This is a genomic window from Pseudocolwellia agarivorans, from assembly GCF_002000085.1.
GTDB classification, from domain to species: Bacteria; Pseudomonadota; Gammaproteobacteria; order Enterobacterales; family Alteromonadaceae; genus Pseudocolwellia; species Pseudocolwellia agarivorans.
In genome coordinates this window covers 59,169-72,553 of sequence record NZ_MUZU01000012.1, presented here as the reverse complement: position 1 = coordinate 72,553, position 13,385 = coordinate 59,169, and the positions used below count along the sequence as shown (strand labels likewise).

15 protein-coding genes are annotated in these 13,385 nt (G+C 36.2%); 12 read left to right on the top strand and 3 right to left on the bottom strand.

What is annotated here, in order from left to right:
* Nucleotides 1–69: 69 nt before the first annotated feature.
* The 10 genes from B0X80_RS16730 to B0X80_RS16685 all read left to right on the top strand — a co-directional run bounded on the left by B0X80_RS16730 (nt 70) and on the right by B0X80_RS16685 (nt 7,188).
* Nucleotides 70–942 carry a lysozyme family protein gene (locus B0X80_RS16730; protein WP_077342367.1) on the top strand — a complete coding sequence of 291 codons (873 nt, stop codon included), beginning with the start codon at nt 70–72 and terminating at the stop codon, nt 940–942.
* Between the two features lie 7 nt (nt 943–949).
* Nucleotides 950–1,387: a hypothetical protein gene (locus B0X80_RS16725; protein WP_077342365.1), complete on the top strand. Its 438-nt coding sequence runs from the start codon at nt 950–952 to the stop codon at nt 1,385–1,387.
* 152 nt (nt 1,388–1,539) lie between these two features.
* Entirely contained in the window at nt 1,540–2,355 is an 816-nt protein-coding gene (locus tag B0X80_RS16720; RefSeq protein ID WP_077342363.1) for an NlpC/P60 family protein, read from the top strand.
* Nucleotides 2,355–2,798, top strand: a complete 444-nt coding sequence (locus B0X80_RS16715; RefSeq protein ID WP_077342361.1) for a hypothetical protein — start codon at nt 2,355–2,357, stop codon at nt 2,796–2,798. The genes B0X80_RS16720 and B0X80_RS16715 overlap by 1 nt, the downstream gene beginning before the upstream one ends.
* A gap of 46 nt (nt 2,799–2,844) precedes the next feature.
* Complete coding sequence (locus B0X80_RS16710; RefSeq protein ID WP_077342359.1) at nt 2,845–3,606, top strand: ChaN family lipoprotein; 762 nt, start codon at nt 2,845–2,847, stop codon at nt 3,604–3,606.
* Nucleotide 3,607: 1 nt separating this feature from the next.
* Nucleotides 3,608–4,192 (top strand): hypothetical protein, encoded by a 585-nt coding sequence (locus B0X80_RS16705; RefSeq protein ID WP_077342357.1) that lies wholly within the window; start codon nt 3,608–3,610, stop codon nt 4,190–4,192.
* A 91-nt stretch (nt 4,193–4,283) separates the two neighbouring features.
* The gene (locus tag B0X80_RS16700) at nt 4,284–4,562 is read left to right on the top strand and encodes a hypothetical protein (protein ID WP_077342355.1); all 279 of its coding nucleotides are present in this window, start codon (nt 4,284–4,286) and stop codon (nt 4,560–4,562) included.
* 91 nt (nt 4,563–4,653) lie between these two features.
* Nucleotides 4,654–5,442 (top strand): hypothetical protein, encoded by a 789-nt coding sequence (locus B0X80_RS16695; protein ID WP_139345343.1) that lies wholly within the window; start codon nt 4,654–4,656, stop codon nt 5,440–5,442.
* Between the two features lie 200 nt (nt 5,443–5,642).
* Entirely contained in the window at nt 5,643–6,026 is a 384-nt protein-coding gene (locus B0X80_RS16690; RefSeq protein WP_076418022.1) for a SpoIIAA family protein, read from the top strand.
* A gap of 85 nt (nt 6,027–6,111) precedes the next feature.
* Complete coding sequence (locus B0X80_RS16685; RefSeq protein ID WP_077342351.1) at nt 6,112–7,188, top strand: site-2 protease family protein; 1,077 nt, start codon at nt 6,112–6,114, stop codon at nt 7,186–7,188.
* Nucleotides 7,189–7,424: 236 nt separating this feature from the next.
* Here the strand turns inward: B0X80_RS16685 and B0X80_RS16680 are convergent, their stop codons facing one another.
* Both B0X80_RS16680 and B0X80_RS16675 read right to left on the bottom strand, forming a co-directional pair.
* Nucleotides 7,425–8,420 (bottom strand): LLM class flavin-dependent oxidoreductase, encoded by a 996-nt coding sequence (locus B0X80_RS16680; protein ID WP_077342349.1) that lies wholly within the window; start codon nt 8,418–8,420, stop codon nt 7,425–7,427.
* Nucleotides 8,421–8,735: 315 nt separating this feature from the next.
* On the bottom strand, nt 8,736–9,476 hold the full coding sequence (locus tag B0X80_RS16675) for a YceH family protein (RefSeq protein WP_077342347.1): 741 nt from the start codon (nt 9,474–9,476) through the stop codon (nt 8,736–8,738).
* A 233-nt stretch (nt 9,477–9,709) separates the two neighbouring features.
* On the opposite strand from B0X80_RS16675, the gene B0X80_RS16670 reads away from it, so the two are divergent.
* A complete protein-coding gene (locus B0X80_RS16670) occupies nt 9,710–11,536 on the top strand; it encodes a protein adenylyltransferase SelO (protein ID WP_077342345.1) in 1,827 nt (608 codons plus the stop codon).
* 70 nt (nt 11,537–11,606) lie between these two features.
* Complete coding sequence (locus tag B0X80_RS16665) at nt 11,607–11,798, top strand: SEC-C metal-binding domain-containing protein (protein WP_077342344.1); 192 nt, start codon at nt 11,607–11,609, stop codon at nt 11,796–11,798.
* A gap of 120 nt (nt 11,799–11,918) precedes the next feature.
* Here the strand turns inward: B0X80_RS16665 and B0X80_RS16660 are convergent, their stop codons facing one another.
* On the bottom strand, nt 11,919–13,376 hold the full coding sequence (locus tag B0X80_RS16660) for an ApeA N-terminal domain 1-containing protein (protein WP_077342342.1): 1,458 nt from the start codon (nt 13,374–13,376) through the stop codon (nt 11,919–11,921).
* Between the last annotated feature and the right edge of the window lie 9 nt (nt 13,377–13,385).

Here is a 13,385-nt window from a genome sequence, read left to right as displayed (position 1 = left end):
AAAATAATCTAAATTTTTCCTATTAGAATATTTAGATTAAAGAGCAGTCAATATTAAAAAAGGGATTTTATGCTTACTTTACAAATGGGAGCTAATGTTGGTTTAAATTCAGCCAATAAATCAGCCGATGTAAAACTGATAACCGCTTTGTTAAATACCTATGCGCGTAATGTATACCCATTGTCTACTTTAAGTCACAAGGTAGATGATGACTATATAGGTATGATTAATGACTTCCAAAAAAATGTGCTTAAAATGGCAAAGCCTGATGGCGTTGTTACAGCTAATGGCGGCACTTTTAGAAAGCTCGTTGATTTTTTAAAAAACTCTTATACAACAGTATCAATCACTCAACCTAGTTATGGTGTTTTAACATGGGATGCAGAAGGAACTGAAGGAGGACGCTACCATAGCCGATGTTTTCATGTACCGTCTGAACGCTCAGGGCTAACCATTGGCAGGGGCTACGATATGCGAGAAAAAACAGCGAGCAAAATAAGTACCCACTTAATTCAGGCAGGAATTTCTTGTGAAGTTGCCAATGTTATATTGCTTGCTGCGGGAAAAATAGGGAAAGATGCTGAGCTATTTATCATTGAAAATGACTTACTCGATTACGAAATTTCCGCTAAAGCGCAATTAAAGTTATTTGAAATTATATACAAAGAAATGGAAGCCGATGTAAAAAAGATTTGTAACAAAAGTATTACTACTAAAACCTATGGAAAAACCGATTGGGCTACTTTACATGTAAAAATAAAGAATGTACTGATAGATCTTAGATTTAGAGGGGATTATCACCCAACGAGTCGTAAATTTTTACAAAAGCATGTTGCGGATAATGATCTTGCTTTATTTAAAGATGAAATAAAAAAAGAGAAAAATTGGGCTAATGTCCCCGCTGCTAGAAGGCAAGCTCGTACTAAATATATTAATTCATAGGTGAAAAATGAAACTATTTATTATTAGCATATATTGTCTTTTTATTTTCTTTTGTTCTGAATCTAAAAGCAGTGAAGAACAAAACTTTGTCAGTCTCAATGCAATAGAAATGAACGTTGAGAGAGTCAATGACAATTTATTTCGATGGATCAAGTTTCACCCTGAAAGTGAATATCCGTGCTTGCGTTTAGAGCTTTTAACGGCGGGTAGTAACGCCCTTATTAAAAGAAAAAACATCTGTGCTGTATATGATGATGCGTTAAAAATCACACATGATTTTAAAAAACTTAGCTTTTTAGATATATACAATTTAAAAATTGACGCTCAAACGTTTACATTTGAATTAGAACTATCGTTGCTTAGCCAGAATGTGATTACGATGAATTGCTCAATTAACATTGGCAATACTGATTTTTCACCACTTGTATGTAAACGGTCTAAATAAACCCTAACGAGCTTGATTATAACTTATTTGTCTGCTAAATCATATGGTTATATGGTGTAAAACTCCAGGGTATCACATGTTATATAGTCAGAATTCACACTATATGAAACTAACATGTTTTAAATAATACAAACTTAAAAAAGGATTTTTCTATGTCAACAATCAAAATAACTAAATCAGTCGGCCTTGGTGGCATTAATAATGTCAGTGATGTAAAGGTTGTACAAACGGCTTTAAATAAACTATTAACGCTCATCCCACCTACAAAACCCTTAATCGAAGACGGTCTTTTAAATACGAATACGTCAAGTTCTAAAACCATTGAAGCGATTAAACTGTTTCAACGTAAAGTACTTGGCCAATTACGTCCTGATGGTAAGGTAGATCCTAATGGACGTACTCATCGAAAAATAAATGAAAAGCTTATAAACCAAGCTAACAGAGCAAGTGCTATATTAAAAATGCCGGCAACTTATGCAACATGGATGAAAACAGCAATTAATGAGTTAGGTGAAAGCGAAGTTTCTGGTGAAAAGAATGCGAACCCTCGTATATTAGCTTACTTTAAAGCATCAAAGTTTTGGGGAAGCGATGATACTGGTGGGCAAAACGCATGGTGTGCTTCCTTTGTCGCTTGGGTCTTGAAACAAAATAATATAGAGCCCGTTAAAAATGCTTTTAGGGCAAAAGAATGGATTGATTTTGGTAAAAAAATTGATAAACCGCTTTACGGTGCTATCGGCATAAAATCCAGAAGTGGTGGTGGTCATGTTGCGTTTGTAGTTGGACAAAGTGCAGATGGAAACTCTTTATTTATGTTAGGTGGAAATCAAAATAATAGTGTTAATGTAACTAAATATAAAAAAGAAGTATGGACAGATTTTGTAGTGCCCGCAGATTTTGACGAATCTTGTGAAACTCTACCTATATACACTCAAAAATCATCAATTGCAGGAAGTGAGTCATAATGAAAAAAGCATTTACTCTTTTATTTGTTCTCTTTAGTGTCACACAATCATTTACAGCTAAAAGTGACGTACCTTCAGATCTTAATGGTTTTAAACAAGCGATTAATAATGTTCATTACCTTGCTAAAGTAAAAATCACCAAGGTTGAAGTTTCGCACGAAGATGATGAGTTAGAAAAACACGTTTACTCTGCTGATGTTCTTGCTACTTATAAAGGCGAAACGCATAAACATATACGCTATGAAATGTTTGTAGAGCAAGGAGAAGATGTTGTGTTTAATTCTGCTCCAGTATATATAGCGCTTTGTGTTGATAATAACGCTACTTACTATTGGCCAGGTACGGGGTCTGAGTTCAAATACTCATCAGCTATTGATTCATGGTTAACGGAAAATAAAACCAAACTTAACGATATGAAATCAAGTGCAGGTTGGTGTGAGTAAGTTTTAAGTGTTATTAGGCATATTTAAATAAATATAAGGAAATACAATGAATAAAATAAACACGGATGTGAACTACAGAACTATGGCTGGAAATGCTCGATTGTTAATGCTTGGTGAATCAAGTCATAACGCTGCAATATATAAATATGAAGCTATCAAAGCTCTTAGGCAACTGAAAGCTGCAGGTTTTACACATTTTGCAATAGAAATGTTACCTCTTTATATGCAAGAGAAGATAGAGCTATATCAACGTACAGGTAAAGGGTTTAAAGTTATACAGCAATATTTTGATGAATATTGGAATCGTGGTTATTTAGTCCCTAAAAGCTACGGCGACTTGGTTAAAGCAGCTAGAGAAATTGGATTGAAGATCGTTGCTCTTGATTTAACGTTGGATGAAATGATTGCAATAGATGATTCGTGTGATTTTGAAATGGCTAGAACGGGAAGTTGTAGTACTAGTCATAGTGTTAGAAACATGGTTTGGACTCAAAATATAAGTAATATTTTGAAACAGTCTAATCAAAATCGTGTTGTAGCTTTTATGCATCGTTGGCATGCTGTTAGCTCTAATTTTCAAGTTGGTCTTGATACTCTTGTAATAGATCAAGGCATATTAAAAATCAAGTTCATCGATTTTATTGGTGGTAAAGCATGTCGCACTATAAATAATTGTGAGGGTTACTCCGATGAAGATGGAGAGCTTAAAAATAAATATTTTTATAGTGAAGGTTTCCCATTTAAGCATGCTGTAACAGCTTATCAAGTTCATATACCTGAAAATGGATTTAAAATAGGGGGGCTTTAACATGAATAAAGCTATTACAATCAGTCTATTTTTATATACAGCTTTCTGCACAACCTCTTATGCAGGAAGTTTCTTTCCTAAATATGATATTAATAATTCTGAATTACCTAAAACTACAGTAATGGCACAATGCCAAAAAAGTTTAATGCACGCTCCTAAACAGTTAGAGAGTTGGTGTGAAAAAGCTTATAAATTAGGTTACTGGCAAGCGCTTGAATATATAGGCTTGTATACTGGTGATGGTAGTCGTTATATATCTGAGCTAAATAGGCGTACTGAAAGTGGTGAACTTGATCCTATATTTGCTCTAGCATGGAATTATAGCTATGGCCGTTTTGTTTCAAGGGACTTAGAAAAATCTATAAGTCTTTTTAACCGATATTTAAATGATAATACTCAACAAGAAAAAGTTAGATTGAACAGTGTTCACGAGGAGCTTTTATTAATATATGAAGAACTAGGTAATACTGCAAAATCTGCAGAGCATAAAAAATACTTAGAAGATAACGATGATATTAAGATTAAAAATGTTATGTTAAAAAAACAGTTAGAAGCAGCAGGCGTATATTTAAATATCAATGATTAAGTCTTATTTTTATATTGTATCAGCTGATATATTTATACCACTAAGCCGTGTTTTACTATAAAGAACACATTATTTAAAAAGGATTTTATTTATGAAACAAAACCACCGTTTAGACCTCATCAATATCATGGCAACCATTCACGAAACGCCAAGTATTATTAATGACCATTGGGACACTGTCGCGCCATTACTAGAAGAATTAGTTACAACAGCGCCAGAAGGGCTTGAAGGTATGGCAACTATGATATGCACACATTTTAATAACGCACTTAAATTTAAAGACTTAAAAGTGGTTAAGTTTGAACTTGAATCAGGCTTAATTAAACTGAATCGATATCTTCAAAAACTGAACGCTTTTAAGCAAGATTAATCCTTGTTTTTGTTCGTTTTATTTTAGGTTAAAATCAGCTGTAAACCTTGTTTGATTGGTCGTTATTACACTTTAAAAAAGAATTTTAATCATGTCGATCATTTCGCTGAGCATTCTTCTGCTCTGTCTTCAGCCTTTTGTTATTTATAAAGTGATGTTCAGTACCAAAGAAAAGAGTCAAAGTGACTTAGAATTTGAGCTGTCATTTTTAGTGATAGCTCCGTGTTTTATTTACTTCTATCTTGATACCTTTTGGTATGCACTCTTATTATTAAGTAGTGTGAGCGCCTTAGGAGGATTATTAGCAAAACTGTTCGAGAAAAAAGCTCGATATAGCCTACCGTTAAAACAATTATATTACTTTCTCATTGTATGGTTTTTCCTTTTTAGTATTGGTTATGGTGGTGTTTTGTTATGGGACTATTTAACAAATTTATGGACAACACCAGCCGTGCCATACATCGCAGAAAGTACTTACAGTGATATACCTGAAGATATAGTGATGCCGATAGAGGCCCGCCCGAAAACCACCTTACTTGAAAACATAACTCCTTCACTTATTTATTTAGCTGCAATTATTAGCGTATTGTTGGTTAAGTTATATGAAATACGTTCATCGAGTGAAAACGAATATTCGAATAATATTTTTTTTATATTATCTATTTTTCCGGGCATTTTAGCTTTATTTAGCGAGTACTATATTTCGAGCTTAGTTTTTAATGTGTACTTGTTTATTCAAATTGGCATTATCATCACCGAATATGATAAAAGATCGGACCCATCAGCGGGCTCTGCTTGGTTTATTTATATGTTTTTTTTAGTTGGAGGTGTAATGGCTAGCGTAATGTATAAATCGGTTGTATGGTTATTTAGCTTTTAATACAGTAATGATAACAACCCCCTTATGAATACAATGTATTAGGTTAAGCGCAGGTTACTATTTACCAAATACTTCATACTGCTGAATAAAGCCACATCCTTTATTTTTATTGTCACTATACCTCTTAAAAGATAACAGATCCTAATGTATAACTTTCAACTATAGTTAATTTATGTTTGCTTAGTTTGAGGTATTTCATTATGAAAAATATCCATCATAGTTTAACTATTACAATAAAGCGTAAACCAAACGGTTATTTTTTATCTTTTAAAGCTGTAGGTAAATTATCGATAGAAGATTACGAAATGATTTCCCCAATTATAGTGTCAATATTTAACGCAGAACAACATCCTCAGCTTGATGTGTTAATTGATGTAACACAATTTGACGGATGGACACTTCGATCTGCATGGAACGACTTAATTATGGGAATTAAACATTCAGGTGAACTTCATCGTGTAGCTATTTTTGGCAATGAAAATTGGCAAAACCTAATAAGTAAAGCTAGTAACTGGTTTATAGCAGGCGATATACGTTTTTTTGATACTCGGCTGAGTGCAATCAATTGGATTGAAAAAGAGTAATTTACTTCAATTAGATTTTATTCTTCTTGCGGCATGAGTAAATATAGCGATAATCAGGCAATGTTTTGATTATTGAGAGTTTATAGTGCAGTTATTAGAAATAGAATGTTTAGGTAAAACATTACGTTTAGAAGGTTCAATGGCAGGGTGGCAACAACTGTTTTGGGATAACCAATGTGTATCGCAAATTGATGCCAATGCCGACAGCAACTTTGAACATAAATTTCTTCTGCAAAATGAACAGGGCGAACTTCACGTAAAGCTTAATGGTTCATTACAATGGCAACCATTTGATCTGCAATTTAAACTACTGATTAACGACGAACTTGTTGAAGAAAACACACTCAACGAAAAAGACATAGAACAACGCGACGTTAGCCAAAATAAAAAACAACCTTTTAAGTTCAGCTTTGTAGGTATGGCAGGCTTAGGCTTAAAACTCCTTAAAAGCGCCAAAATTGTTAAAGTATTATTTGCCGCAGGTAGCTTGGCAGCCTACAGCTGGTTGTTTTCAATTGAATTCGCCATCGCACTAATCCTTTGTTTAGTGTTTCACGAATATGGTCATATCAAAGCCATGAAATACTTTGGCTTAAAAACCAAAGGTATTTACCTTATTCCTTTTGTTGGTGGTTTAGCGCTTAGCGACGACAAAATTAACACCCGCTGGCAAGATGTTGTTATATCCATCATGGGACCATTCTTTGGTTTGATCCTCTCGGTAGCCGCGTTAATTGGCTATTGGATAACCGACATAGAAATACTGGCAGGCATCGCCGTATTTAACGCACTACTTAACTTATTTAACCTACTGCCTGTATTACCATTAGATGGCGGACACGTACTAAAAAGCATCGCATTCTCTATAAATTCACGCATTGGTTTAGTGGCATGTATATTAGGCGCAGCACTCGGTATTTATCTCAGCTACCAGTTTGGTCTAGCACTGTTAGGCTTTTTACTCGCTATTGGTTGTGTTGAAATATTCTTTGAATACAAACGCCGACACCTAAGCCAACTACTACCACTTAACCGTTACGCGCAAATCGTTTCAGGTGTGTGGTACGTATTAACCGTAGGTGGTTTAAGTGCCATTATTTGGTTAGTAGGGCAAACAGATAACGGAGCGTTGTCGCTACCGCTTAAAATATTGAATAGTTAGTGTGTACGGATAAGCACTAATAAATACCCTTAAATAATGTATTTAAGGGTATTAAAAGATAAACATGAGTTAAATCTGTCAACTATTATAACTACACTGTCTACCTTTCAAAAAGGTTACCTACCCGAAGAAGTTCTTGAAAGCGCAGCACCGAACTGGTTACAACTATGGCCGCTCATTCAATGTTTACCCATTTATATTTACGCTTCAAGCAGAAGGGGAATAAAATTTAAGGGTTATGCATGCATCAGTTGTTTACCAATGTCTGCTAACAGCTTATAAGAATGTAGTTTAGCACTTTGATCAAAAATGCCGGCACTCACTATTAATTCATCAGCTTGAGTTCTATTAATAAAGTGTTGAAGTTTATCTTTCACGGTTGCTGCACTACCAATAAAGGCGCAACTTAACATACTTTGAACTTGTGCTTTTTCCATTGGATCCCAACAACTTTCAATATTATCAATGGGGGGTAATAATTTACCTCGTTGATTTCTAATCATGCCTAAAAAGCGTTGTTGCATACTGGTAAATAAATATTCAGCCTGTTCATCGGTATCAGCCACAATCACAGAAATACATGGCATAGCATAAGGTTGAGTTAATTGACTAGATGGTTTAAATAGACGGCGATATTGTTCAAATGCCTGATCTAATGACGCAGGGGCAAAGTGTGACGCAAATGCATAAGGTAAACCTAGTTGAGCCGCTAATTGTGCACCAAATAAACTAGAGCCTAACATCCAAAGGGGAACGTTTAAGTTTCCACCAGGAACCGCTTGAACGGATTGATTTTCTTTTACCGGCTCAAAATATCCTTGTAGCTCTAGAACATCTTGTGGAAACTGTTCAGAAGATCTTGGATTTTTACGCAAAGCTTGCCATGTTAATTGGTCGGTTCCGGGGGCTCTGCCTAAACCTAGATCAATTCTATTAGGATATAATGACTCTAAAGTACCAAACTGCTCTGCAATAACTAAAGGCGAATGATTTGGAAGCATTACTCCACCAGCACCCACTCTAATATTTTTAGTCCCTGCCGCTAAATAACCAATAACAACAGACGTTGCAGCGCTCGCTATTCCAACCATATTATGGTGTTCTGCCACCCAATACCGTAAGTAGCCTAAAGCATCAGCATGTTGTGCTAATTCGAGTGAATCGGCTAGTGCATCAGCAGGTGTTTTATTGACTTTTACAGGTACTAGATCAAGAACAGATAAAGGAAACATAAGATTCAAACATTAAATAGATAGATTATTGGAGGTTAAATACTTTTATGCATTGGCGCAAGGTAGATAAAGAAAACTTTATAAAACCATATTTAAATATGATTAATATATGGGAGCTAGTTTAAGGTATAAAATTATCACAAAACATTTAAAACGAATCTTAATCTCTATGGCGTTTCTCAGGTACCATAAAAAATCATTACAGCGACATATGAGCTAACGGCTGATAATAGAGTTACTACAGCCATTTTACTCAAAGTAGGGAGTTTATAAATAAAGTGTATAGGCTCCCTTTAAAGGCTTGCTTATAGCTGTTTAGCCGTTATCTTCTATCATCAGTGTTAACAATGCTACTTGCTCGGTTAATGCCGCAACTTGTTGTTCTAACGCGGTAACTCTGAGGTGTAATGGCGTGTTTTCTTGTTTTTTCTCGCCGTCTTCAACGGAATTTTTTTCGATATTAGTTCTAGTATCGTTTCCTGCATGAGTTCTGACATTACTTTCATAAGTGTTGTCTTCACCGCTTGCTTCTTCCTCTGCACTTTGAGAACTAGGTGAAAGCAAATGCAAGTAACGACACTCACGTTTACCCGGCTCTCGAGCAAGTTTTTTCACTAGTACTTGGCCGTTTAAGTTTTGCAGTTGGGCTAACGTGGCTTCTACCTCAGTAACATTAGCAAAATCAGCCAAACGATTCGTGCGCGTACGAAGTTCGCCTGGTGTTTGTGGTCCACGTAAAAGTAATACGCAAATAATTGCTCTTTGCTGCGGCGTAAACTGTAAATCGCCAAACTCGGTATTACAAAAACGATGAATATATTTATTCACGCGGCCTGATGCTTGGTGATCAACCATTAATAAGTTGGCTTGTTGTAGCGCGTCTATTTCGTTTTGTACATCACTTTCAGACAAAGACATGACGGGGTCACGGCTACTTTTTTGATTACAGCCAATGCTAAGGCTGTTTAAAGACAGTGGATATTGCTCTGGAGTTGTTGTTTCTTTTTCTAACATAACACCAATAATGCGGCATTGTATGGCAGTGAGAGTGAGCATGTCGAAGACCCTTTATAAAATTATTTTTGTTGTTATAAGCAGTTATACCAATAAATATGGCGATTTACCTACCTAATAACAAGCAACATCGCGAATAATAAAATAAAGCCACGACTTAGTTTGTTATTTAGCCGTTAAATAACAAGTACCGATATCGGCGCAAATAATGGGGTAATATACCCAGTATAAACATTTATATTTCTTTTTATCTTTACGGCTTTGGTATTACAACGATGACAAACAAACAGCCACAGAAAAACTCTTCGACTATATCGACGATCAACGATCTTGCAAAGTTGGCAAACTACTCCCTCATGGACACGCTCAACTGTGACCCTGATGCAACAGAAAACGGTGTTGACCACGAACCACGACAAGTCTTTACTGGTCATTATGTTCCTGTTAATCCAACGCCAATTAAAGAACCTGAATATATAGCGCACAGCAAAACCTTCTTTAGTGAACTTGGTTTTGCCGACAGTATGGCGCAGTCTCCCGATTTTATTCGACTGTTCTCAGGTGATATGACTGATGTGCCAAAGCCAATGCGAAAATTTGGTTGGGCGACGGGCTACGCACTTTCTATTTATGGTCAAGAGTATATTCAGCAGTGTCCGTTTCAAACAGGCAACGGCTATGGCGACGGTCGTGCAATTTCTGTACTTGAAGCCGTTATTAACGATCAACGCTGGGAAATGCAGCTAAAAGGTGGTGGTCAAACGCCATATTGCAGAGGCGCAGACGGTCGCGCGGTGTTGCGTTCAAGTATTCGCGAATTCTTGGCGCAAGAGCACATGCACGCACTAGGCGTACCCACATCACGGTCTTTAAGTTTGTATGTTTCAAAAACTGAGCAGGTTCAACGACCTTGGTATTCGCCGGGTTCGCGTTCACAAAATCCCGATAGATATATTGATGAACCCATCGCAATATCAACACGTATTGCACCGTCGTTCATGCGTGTTGGTCAACTCGAACTTTTCGCTCGCCGCGTTAGGTTCAACCAACACCCAACAGCGATGGAAGAACTTGAAAAAATTGTACTACACGTGATTGATCGTGAATACACTAGCGTAATTGAACCTCAGCTGCCTATGCCCGAAAAAGTAGTACAGCTGGCACGCGAATTTCAAGGCCGCCTTACATCACTAGTGGCGAATTGGATCCGCGTTGGTTTCTGTCAAGGTAACTTCAACAGCGACAACTGCGCAGTAGGGGGCTTTACACTTGACTATGGTCCATTCGGTTTTTGCGATGTGTTTAAACCGTATTATCAACCTTGGACCGGCGGCGGTCATCATTTCTCGTTTATGAACCAACCAAGCGCAGCGCAAAAAAACTTCGACATGTTTTGTTCTGCAATACGCCCGTTACTCATTCCTGATAAAGAGTCGAATCAAGACTATTTACTAGCGCTCGACGAAATTCAAGGTGACTTTTCGAAGGTAATGCACACACAAATGAAAAAAATGTGGGCTGCCAAGCTAGGCCTTAGCACCTTGGTTATTGATTCTGACGATACAAACGCCGACGAAGCACCTTTCAACGCAGTGCTTAGCGAGTTAGAAATACTCATGAAACAAACGCCTGTTGATTACACTATTTTATTTCGCGAACTCTCGTCGATACCCAACGACATTAACCCGCTAAAGAAAAGCTTTTACCATAACATACCAAATCACGTATCGAATAACGCTGCTGATGCTACCGATGATACAAAAGATGCAGAAATGGACAAACGCTGGGCACAGTGGCTAGAAAAATGGAAAACACTACTCTTTAGCGCGAGTAACACGAATACGGCTTCGCCCCGAACAAGCGAAGAAATATCGAAGCAGATGAAACGTATTAACCCAAAATACATTTTGCGCGAGTGGTTTCTTGTGCCAGCTTATCAGCAAGCAGCGTTGGGAGATTATACGCTCATTCAAGAGCTACAAACGGTGATGACACAACCTTATGACGAACAGTCGAAGCTCGTGGAAGATAAATACTATCGCTTGAAACCGGCTGAGTTCTTTGAAGTGGGGGGCTTGTCACATCTTAGTTGCTCGTCTTAGTTGCTCTTCGTGATTATGCAGACTTAAATATAAAAGTTTGGGACAGCCATGAATTTAAAAGTATAAATTTATGGTTGTCTTAATCTTTGCTAACCAACGGCTCAACGAGCAAAGTGACGAAAACATACTAGAAGCATTATTTACTAACAATGAACTTAGTGAATTAGAAGACTTTAATTACCCTACAACAAAACCCTTTATTGCAGAACTTAAAGTGGGCCGCAACGACCCATGCACATGTGGAAGCGGTAAAAAAACATAAAAAAATGCTGCTTATAACAAAGTTACTTCTTTCTTAATTGGCTGGCGCATTTGGCTAAAACAATAGCGTCAGCGGTTGATACATTTAACGAGTTACCCATACCAAACATGGAATATTATTTTAATTTTTGGATATGAATATTTTTTTATTTTTCAATATCTCAGCTAATTTTTTTGAGCCAGACTCTATTTCTATTTCGTAAGATCTAATACGGTGATGACATGTTAGTACTCTGTCATCTTTTCTATTCCAACCACACTCAATTAATTCACTTACTATATATATATATTCAAACAGATCAGTGAAAAAAGATTGAAATTGAAAGCATAACTCTGGAGACAAGTGCCTATCTATCGAGCCATGAACAAAATAATTTCGACATTTAACACCATATTTTATAACTATTTCAAAATCAACAGTGTCAAGTGTACTGCCAACAAGTTGAGGTTTTATGATGTACATACGCCCTAACACTTTTTCTTTAAGAGATTTTTTTTCTAAGAAACTAATAGATTGAAGTAAAGAACTTTTTATTTCGGGAAATGGCTTAAAGTTTAACTTAATTTGTGATTTTAAGTCTTTAATTTGTGATTTTTCTTCTGAACTAAGTTGTTTTTCTAAGCTTTCAGATTTATGAGGGAATATGTCGAACATATTAGCTGCACCAATAAGTCTGCTTGATGAGTATAAATCTGAAAAAAAAGTATTATAAAAGCAAAGCCTAACATTTTCTCTGTCATCTTTCTCAAACCAATTCTTGAGTATACTACCAAAATTATCGTTAACTACATTGATCAAAGGATCTGAGTGATAGCTGTCTTTACTCTCTTCTTGGCCCCAATTACGGTAGTCATGATGCACATTGTATTCATGAAGTTTATCACCCAACTTTCTTACTTGGATATTTTTAAAATGTAATCCTTGACTAGCAATGAATCTCAAAAACAAAGCTAATAAGTTGGCTTTTTTGAAGGCTACTTCTAATTTGCACGGAACCGTAAAGTCGATAGTTATAAAAACTTTATTTTTTAGTTGAGCACCTTCTACACTTCCCCTAAGTCTCATACTGTGTGCGTGGGTTGCAGTAATAGTTCCTAATTTTGTACATTGACTAAAAATTTCAGAATCACCATTGAAATATGCAATACGTGGGTTATTTTCAATATTAAAGTGAGGAGTATACTTTTCTTCATTAAGTGCCTCTATTAATGCTTCTTTTGGAGAATGTATATACCCAAATGAATCAATGTCTTGAAATAATTTAAGAGGGTTCTCAACTGTTAACGATATAGAGTCAAAAAGATCTGTTTCAGGAAAAACATGTTCATTTCCTAATATCATCGTATGTGAAAATAAAGAGCAAGAGCTGCCAACCGAATATTGAGTGTATTTACGAAAAATACAATTTAGTAGAGTTACTGGTTGTCCTGTATGTGTTTTACCATATATATTTGAGTGTGGGTTAAGGGGGATAAGTTCAGAAGACCAACATTTAAATTCTTTAGAGGTCGGGGCTAGCACTCCTGATACATTCTTGTTATTCCCTATTTCAAAGTTTGCATTAATTGATTCTTCCATATATTCCCT

Excerpts from the sequence above, each read along its gene's own strand:
- B0X80_RS16730 (WP_077342367.1), top strand. The coding sequence starts at position 70 with ATGCTTACTTTACAAATGGGAGCTAATGTTGGTTTAAATTCAGCCAAT.
- B0X80_RS16725 (WP_077342365.1), top strand. The coding sequence starts at position 950 with ATGAAACTATTTATTATTAGCATATATTGTCTTTTTATTTTCTTTTGT.
- B0X80_RS16720 (WP_077342363.1), top strand. The coding sequence starts at position 1,540 with ATGTCAACAATCAAAATAACTAAATCAGTCGGCCTTGGTGGCATTAAT.
- B0X80_RS16715 (WP_077342361.1), top strand. The coding sequence starts at position 2,355 with ATGAAAAAAGCATTTACTCTTTTATTTGTTCTCTTTAGTGTCACACAA.
- B0X80_RS16710 (WP_077342359.1), top strand. The coding sequence starts at position 2,845 with ATGAATAAAATAAACACGGATGTGAACTACAGAACTATGGCTGGAAAT.
- B0X80_RS16705 (WP_077342357.1), top strand. The coding sequence starts at position 3,608 with ATGAATAAAGCTATTACAATCAGTCTATTTTTATATACAGCTTTCTGC.
- B0X80_RS16700 (WP_077342355.1), top strand. The coding sequence starts at position 4,284 with ATGAAACAAAACCACCGTTTAGACCTCATCAATATCATGGCAACCATT.
- B0X80_RS16695 (WP_139345343.1), top strand. The coding sequence starts at position 4,654 with ATGTCGATCATTTCGCTGAGCATTCTTCTGCTCTGTCTTCAGCCTTTT.
- B0X80_RS16690 (WP_076418022.1), top strand. The coding sequence starts at position 5,643 with ATGAAAAATATCCATCATAGTTTAACTATTACAATAAAGCGTAAACCA.
- B0X80_RS16680 (WP_077342349.1), bottom strand. The coding sequence starts at position 8,420 with ATGTTTCCTTTATCTGTTCTTGATCTAGTACCTGTAAAAGTCAATAAA.
- B0X80_RS16675 (WP_077342347.1), bottom strand. The coding sequence starts at position 9,476 with ATGCTCACTCTCACTGCCATACAATGCCGCATTATTGGTGTTATGTTA.
- B0X80_RS16670 (WP_077342345.1), top strand. The coding sequence starts at position 9,710 with ATGACAAACAAACAGCCACAGAAAAACTCTTCGACTATATCGACGATC.
- B0X80_RS16665 (WP_077342344.1), top strand. The coding sequence starts at position 11,607 with ATGGTTGTCTTAATCTTTGCTAACCAACGGCTCAACGAGCAAAGTGAC.
- B0X80_RS16660 (WP_077342342.1), bottom strand. The coding sequence starts at position 13,376 with ATGGAAGAATCAATTAATGCAAACTTTGAAATAGGGAATAACAAGAAT.